We start from the raw sequence: 5,928 nt of genomic DNA on the forward strand, positions 1-5,928 counted from the left end.
CGTCCGCCCCGCCCTGGCGCCCGAGGAGGTGCGCTTCCTGGTCGTCCCGGACTTCCCCTACGTGATCGTCTATCGGGCGACGGCGACGCCGCCGCGCATCCTGCGGGTCCTGCATGGCGCGCGCGACCTGCAGGAGCTGCTGCGTGACCTGCTCGGCGGCGCGTGATCCTCACGCATACTCGCTCGCCTGCTGCTGGTTCCGGAGCACCACGGTCATCATGCGTGTTGCCGTGGCGTTGTAGGCGGCGCGGAACGCGAAGCTCGCCTCGACGCCGGCCGGCCCCTCGATCGGGGTCTTGGCGAGGGCGAGGTAGACCTCGTGCAGGGTGATGGTCAGGCTGCGGTTGGCGTCGATCGTATAGCTGAAGGCGAACTCCGCCGGCGCGTTGTCCTGCGCCTGGGTCAGCAGCGTGCTGTCGGCGAAGCGCGCGGTGATCTGCCCGGTGGCGCGCGCGATGCCGGGATCCACCCCCTCCACCTTCCGGTCGGCGCGGATGGTGCGCACCATCTCCATCCCGTTGGCGTAGGTGAGCCGCGCACCAGTCACCTGGGCGAGTGCGGCGCCGTTGCGGCTGATCGCCCCCTGCGCCTTGTGGAAGGCGGTGTAGGCGGCGCTGGTCGGGGTGCCGCCTGAACTCGAGGCGCTGCGCGTCGAGCCCTGCCCCATCAGCCCGAAGGTCGCGGTGGCGGGGCCGGTCGGCGAGAAGTCGATCTCCAGCGTGTCGGCGCGCACGCCGGTGCAGAGGTCGTAGTTCGGCACGTCGGGGTAGCCGATCTCGACGCTGTTCGAGGGCAGCGCCGCCGCGCCCGAGCCGAAGCTGTGGATGAAGTTCGGGTCGGTGCCGGTGGTGGTCGGCGGGCCGAGCAGCAGGCGGAGCCAGTGGCCGATGTTGACCAGGTCGACCGGCACGACGGCCTGGCCCTGCACCGTGACAGTGTCGAGGAAGGGCGCGGCCGGATCGCGGCTGCTGCCGACGCCGATGACGTCGGCGTCGAGCAAGGGCTGCTCGGCGCCGAGGTCGCAGGAGAGGAAGGGCAGGCGCCGCCAGTCGCCCGCGGGCGCGGTGCCATAGGTCGCCTCAGGGATCATGAGCAGACGGCAGTTGGCGCCGATGGCACGGGGCATCGGGGGTCTCCGGGATCAGCGGGAGGGGTAGGCGTCAGGCCAGCGGCGAGCCGGCGACGGTGAAGAACAGCGTGACGGGGACCGAGGCAGCACGGGCGGCGGCGGCGCCCTCGACCTCGACGTCCTCGAAGTCGGGCGCGGCGGGCTGCGCCCATTCGACCGCGCCGCCGAGGCTGCGGTCGGCGGTGATGGCGGCGGCGATGTCCACCAGCAGCGCGTCGAGCAGCGCAGTGCGGGCCGTCGGCGTCGCGCCGCCGACGGTCACCTCGACCTCGGCGCGATGCTCGATGGCCCAGGCGAGCGGCGAGAGGATCGCTGTCTCCTCCACGGTCTCGCCATCGCGAATGACGACCAACCCACCGGCCGGTAGGCGCTGCGGCACGGTCTCGCTGCGCAGCACCAGCGGGGCGGGATTGCGGGTGGCGAGCGCGGTCTGCAGCCGGCTGTGCAGGGCCGCGATCGCAGTCTCGCGCACGCTCACAGCGCCGCCCTCCCGCTCTCGTCGGACGCATGCGTCCGACCCCAGGCCGCCACGAAGCGCCCCGGCAGCCGGCGCAGGCCGCGCTCGGCGGCGCCCTTCACGTCCAGCCGCTTGGCGAGCTTCACCTGCGGCAGCAGCAGGAACATCGGCACCATGCCGCGGGCGAGCATGCCGCGCGCCCAGGCCTCGCGGCCCTTGCGGTGGCCGGTGCCGATCTCGGTGAGGCCACCGGCGATCAGGCGGGTCCGCCGCCGCCGGCCGGTCGGCTCGCCGGCGCGGAGCGGCAGGCACCACACAAAGCCCCGGCCGGACTGGAACGGGCGGAGGAACGCCTGGCCGGAGGCGACCATCTGCGCCGGCGTCACCCGCAGGCCCTTCTCGCCGCGACCCCGGCGCCCCCGCGCCGCGTTGAAGCCGGTCGGGATGGCGAGGAACCGCCGCCCGCCCTTGGCGCGGATCAGCGCGCCGCGCTCGAACGCATCGATGACGTTCGGCACCTTGGTCCAGACCAGGCCGGCGGGGCGCAGCGACTGCCCCGTGCGGGGGAACACCTGCGAGCGCCAGGCATGGGCGATGCCGCGGGCGTTGCCGCCGAAAGCGGTGGTGACCTGCCGCCGCAGCTCGGCCTTGACCTGCTCGGTCTCGGCGCGGGTCGCGGCCATCGCCGCGCGCTCGCCGGCGCGCACCTCGGCCGCGAGCGCCTGGCGCAGGTCGCCGACGACGCGGGCCGCAAGCCTCACGGCGTCCCGCCCCCCGGCGGCAGGCCGGTGCGGTGGCGGATGATGGCGACGGCGAGGTCGTGCAGCGCGGCCTGGCCGAGGTAGCCGAACACGAAGGCGAAGAGGAACCGGCCGTACTCGTTGAACGCGAGGAAGCCGCCGAGGGCATAGCCGGCGCTGCCAAGCAGCGCCGCGGAGGGCAGCTCCCAGGCCAGGCACCAGCCGAAGCGCCGGCGCTCGGGGTGGTTCCAGCGCACGAAGCCCCCGGCGAGGCCGGCCGCGGCGCCGAGCAGCAGGTCGCGCAGCACCTCCAGCAGGCTGAGGGCGTTCTGCGGCATGGGGGGCGGGCTCCTATCGCTGGCAGAGGACGCGCCAGGTGGTGCCGGAGGCGTCGCGCTCGGCGTGGCTGACGGTGAGCAGGTCGGGGCCGAGGGCGAAGCGGTCGCCGGCGGCGAGGTCGGGTAGGACGGCGATGGGAACCGAGAGGATGTCGGTGGCCGAGAGGATCTCCGTCCCGAAGGCGTCGGCCACGCGGTCGGGCGAGGAGCGCAGGACGCGGACCGCAACTGCAGGTCCGATGCCGCCCTGGCGGTAGACGGCGTCCACCCCGAGGTTCGGATCGGCGACCAGCGCCGCCATCGCGTCGGCGAAAGCATTCACTGCTCGGCTCCGCCGGCGGGGTTCAGCCGCCGCACCGCGGCGAGCCGCCCGGCGCAGTCGGCATGGGCGGCGTCGTAGGCGAGCAGCAGCTCCGCCACCTGCCCCTGGGTCAGCCGCTCCGTGCCGGGCAGCGCCGGCGCTGCGGCGCAGACCAGCAGCGCGTCAGGGAGGCGGAGCGGCAGCAGGCGGATCTCCGGCGCTGCGGTTGGCGCGCAGGCGCTCGACAGCATCGCGCAGCACAGGGGCAGCGCCGGCGGCATGGCTCGGGTCACGGCGGAGCGCCTCCAGGTTGGCGCCGAGGCGCGCGGCCTGGGCGCGGGCACGCTCGGCCTCGTCGGTGAGCGCGGCGATGTGGCGCGCGTGCTCCGCCGTGGCCTGGGCGAGTGCGGCCGCATTGGCTGCCGCCGCACGGCTGGCCATCGCCGCGTCGAGGCGTGCGGCATCGCGCTGGGCGCGGAAGTGCCAAGCGGTCAGGGCGGTGACAGCGAAGGCCACCGCGAGACCGATCGGCAGCGCCTGCCGGCCGAGCAACGCCAGGATGGCCGGGCCCGTCACGGGTAGGCCGCGCGGTCGAGTTCGAAATGCGGCCCGTCCCGGAAGGAGGCCCAGTCGCCGCCCCAGACGATCGGCACGCCGAGTTCCTTCGCCGCGGCCTTCATCGCGGCGCCGATCTGCTCGTACAGGGGCCAGTCCCAGCGGACCTCGCCGTGTTCGGGGACGCCGTCGCCATCGTCCAGCCAGTAGGCCAGATCGACGGCGTGGCCGGTGAGGTGCCGGCTGTTCATGGTGCGCGAGGCCCCGATCGCGACGAGGCGAGCCTGCCGCTCGCGCGAGCGCACCCCTTCCGTCACGATGAACGGCACCTGCTGGCGAGCCCGTTCGACGACGCGGACCAGGTCCCGGTGCACGCCCGCGAGGCGCGCCCGGTCGCGCGGCAGCAGCGCGGCCATCACGCCCCCGACGCCGGCACGCGGGCGAGCATCACCCGCACCGTGGCGTCCGATGCCGCGGCTGCCATGGTCGCGATACCGACCTGGAAGTTGCCGGTCGCGGTGGTGGTGATGCGGCGGTTGGTGTCGTCCCAGAAAACGCGCGCGCCGGCGGAGATCGCCTGTGCGGGGTCCTTGGGCAGCTCGAACTCGCCGCGGGTCTCGCACTCGACGGTGGCGTTCTGGGCGGCGTCGGAGGCCGCCACCCCGAAGAAGGCGCCGACCAGCATGCCCTGGCCGGCGAGGATACCCCCGGCATAGGGCACCACCATCGGGATGGAGCGGGCATCGGGACGGATGCAGTTGCGCATGGGAGGGTCTCCTCTGAAGTGTGGATCAGGAGGTGGAACGAAGGCGGCCGTTGCGGCGGCCGGACACTGGTGTGTACACTCGGCGTGATCACGGAGGTTCGGATGCCTGACGAAGCCAAGGTGAGCGTGCGCGACTTCCGCGGCCGGCTGTCGGAGCACCTGCGGCGCGTGCAGCGCGGGCAGTCGGTGCTGGTGACCTCGAATGGCGAGCCGGTCGCCCGCCTCGTGCCGGTCGAGCGCCCGGCCGCCGCACCGCGGCCGTTCGGCTTCATGAAGGGCCGGATCCGCGTGGCGCCCGATTTCCGGGAGACCCCACCCGACATCCTGGCCACAATGGAGGCCGATCCCTTCCCGCCGCGTCGCCGCGGCCGTGCCGCGTGAGGCTGCTGCTCGACACCCATGTGCTGCTGTGGTTCGCGGCCGGCGACGAGCGGCTCGGGCGGAAGGCCCGCGCGGCGATCGCCGACCCCGCCAACACGGTGCTGGTCAGCGTCGTCTCCTTGTGGGAGGCGGCGATCAAGGTGCGGATCGGCAAGCTGGACGTCGACGTGTCCGCGCTGATCCGGGACAGCGTGCGCGCCGGGTTCGATCTGCTGGACCTGACGCCCGGGCATGTCGGACGGCTGCCGGCGCTGCCGGTCTCCGGCCGCCATCGCGACCCGTTCGATCACCTGCTCCTGGCGCAGGCCGCGGCCGAGGGCGCGACCTTCGTGACCGATGACGGGCACGCCAGGCGCTATGGCGTGCCCATCCTCCGGTCGAGGTGATCAGGTGCCCGGGTTGAACCAGGCGCCGCGCCAGTCGATGGCGCCGACGCCGAAGTCGAAGATCACGCTGACCTCGACGCCGTCCGCGCCCTGCACCGGGCCGGTGGTGACCTGCGGCCCCTCGGCGCCGTTCAGGTAGCCGTAGACGTAGACCGGCGCCGCGACCGGGTCGGAGAACAGGTACCAGCGGTTGGCCGGGATCAGCGGCTCGACCACCGGCTGCACGAAGCCCGCGAAGACGTTCGCCTTGCCGATTTCGCTCGCCTGCACGACGACGGTCGCCTGGCGGGCGGCGAGTTCGAGGTTCGGCCCGACCAGCAGGCGCATGGTCTGCCCCATGGAGATCGGCAGGCCGTCGAGGGTACGCTGCTTCATGATGGCGGCGCGGCCGGCGCCGATGGTCGCGGTGTCGAGCGGCGTGCCGGTCCCGGCCTTGTTGGCCCGCGCAGCACCGGTGGCGAACACCGGCGCGTTGCCGGTGGCGAGCGTCGGGCCGTCGCCGTTGGCGCTGTTCAGCAGGTTGTAGGCGGTGGCGTTCTCGAACTCGGCGACGCGGCGGCCGATGGCGGCGGCGAAGTCGGTGAAGGCGCCGAGGTCGTCGTTGACCAGCATCGGGCGCGTGACGCGGAGGCGCCGGGCGAAGGTCTGCAGCAGCACGATCTCCTGGCTCTCGGACATGGTGCCGACCTGGATCTCGCCGTTCTCGGCGAGCGGCAGCAGGGTCGGGAAGTCGCCGATGCGGAGGTGCCGGTGCGGCTTGAAGTCGCGGAAGTCGCGGCGGAGGAAGATCTGCCGGTAGGTCGGCTGCGCCGGTACGTAGGCGGCGAGCAGCATCTTGTTCGCGGCGGCGGAGAGCAGGGCCGGGAAGTCGGAGC

The 5,928-nt window shown here is 73.6% G+C and carries 12 protein-coding genes; 3 read left to right on the forward strand and 9 right to left on the reverse strand.

Features of this window, described 5'->3' with window-relative positions; all coding sequences use genetic code 11:
- Nucleotides 1–169 precede the first annotated feature (169 nt).
- The 6 genes from K1J50_RS18315 to lysC are packed head-to-tail and all read right to left on the reverse strand — an operon-like array spanning nucleotide 170 to nucleotide 3,258.
- Entirely contained in the window at nucleotides 170–1,126 is a 957-nt protein-coding gene (locus tag K1J50_RS18315; protein ID WP_220119198.1) for a phage tail tube protein, read from the reverse strand.
- Between the two features lie 34 nt (nucleotides 1,127–1,160).
- Nucleotides 1,161–1,607, reverse strand: coding sequence for a hypothetical protein (locus tag K1J50_RS18320; RefSeq protein ID WP_220119199.1), 447 nt, complete (start codon nucleotides 1,605–1,607; stop codon nucleotides 1,161–1,163).
- On the reverse strand, nucleotides 1,604–2,347 hold the full coding sequence (locus K1J50_RS18325; RefSeq protein ID WP_220119200.1) for a DUF6441 family protein: 744 nt from the start codon (nucleotides 2,345–2,347) through the stop codon (nucleotides 1,604–1,606). The genes K1J50_RS18320 and K1J50_RS18325 overlap by 4 nt, the downstream gene beginning before the upstream one ends.
- Complete coding sequence (locus tag K1J50_RS18330) at nucleotides 2,344–2,664, reverse strand: phage holin family protein (RefSeq protein WP_211842265.1); 321 nt, start codon at nucleotides 2,662–2,664, stop codon at nucleotides 2,344–2,346. The genes K1J50_RS18325 and K1J50_RS18330 overlap by 4 nt, the downstream gene beginning before the upstream one ends.
- A 13-nt stretch (nucleotides 2,665–2,677) precedes the next feature.
- Nucleotides 2,678–2,986 (reverse strand): head-tail joining protein, encoded by a 309-nt coding sequence (locus K1J50_RS18335; RefSeq protein ID WP_220119201.1) that lies wholly within the window; start codon nucleotides 2,984–2,986, stop codon nucleotides 2,678–2,680.
- The gene (lysC, locus tag K1J50_RS18340; protein WP_220119202.1) at nucleotides 2,983–3,258 is read right to left on the reverse strand and encodes an Rz1-like lysis system protein LysC; all 276 of its coding nucleotides are present in this window, start codon (nucleotides 3,256–3,258) and stop codon (nucleotides 2,983–2,985) included. Before lysC ends, K1J50_RS18335 begins: the two co-directional genes overlap by 4 nt.
- On the opposite strand from lysC, the gene K1J50_RS18345 reads away from it, so the two are divergent.
- Entirely contained in the window at nucleotides 3,245–3,547 is a 303-nt protein-coding gene (locus K1J50_RS18345; protein WP_220119203.1) for a hypothetical protein, read from the forward strand. The genes lysC and K1J50_RS18345 overlap by 14 nt on opposite strands.
- Here K1J50_RS18345 and K1J50_RS18350 read toward each other — a convergent pair.
- Nucleotides 3,538–3,936, reverse strand: a complete 399-nt coding sequence (locus tag K1J50_RS18350; RefSeq protein WP_220119204.1) for a M15 family metallopeptidase — start codon at nucleotides 3,934–3,936, stop codon at nucleotides 3,538–3,540. The genes K1J50_RS18345 and K1J50_RS18350 overlap by 10 nt on opposite strands.
- Entirely contained in the window at nucleotides 3,936–4,286 is a 351-nt protein-coding gene (locus tag K1J50_RS18355) for a DUF2190 family protein (RefSeq protein WP_220119205.1), read from the reverse strand. Before K1J50_RS18355 ends, K1J50_RS18350 begins: the two co-directional genes overlap by 1 nt.
- 102 nt (nucleotides 4,287–4,388) lie before the next feature.
- Between K1J50_RS18355 and K1J50_RS18360 the strand changes: the two genes are divergently transcribed.
- Entirely contained in the window at nucleotides 4,389–4,667 is a 279-nt protein-coding gene (locus tag K1J50_RS18360) for a type II toxin-antitoxin system Phd/YefM family antitoxin (protein ID WP_220119206.1), read from the forward strand.
- On the forward strand, nucleotides 4,664–5,053 hold the full coding sequence (locus K1J50_RS18365) for a type II toxin-antitoxin system VapC family toxin (protein ID WP_220119207.1): 390 nt from the start codon (nucleotides 4,664–4,666) through the stop codon (nucleotides 5,051–5,053). The genes K1J50_RS18360 and K1J50_RS18365 overlap by 4 nt, the downstream gene beginning before the upstream one ends.
- Here K1J50_RS18365 and K1J50_RS18370 read toward each other — a convergent pair.
- The coding region (locus K1J50_RS18370; protein ID WP_220119208.1) for a Mu-like prophage major head subunit gpT family protein at nucleotides 5,054–5,928 on the reverse strand (875 nt) is incomplete at its 5' end.

Source organism: Caldovatus aquaticus (assembly GCF_019458025.1).
Lineage (GTDB): Bacteria > Pseudomonadota > Alphaproteobacteria > Acetobacterales > Acetobacteraceae > Caldovatus > Caldovatus aquaticus.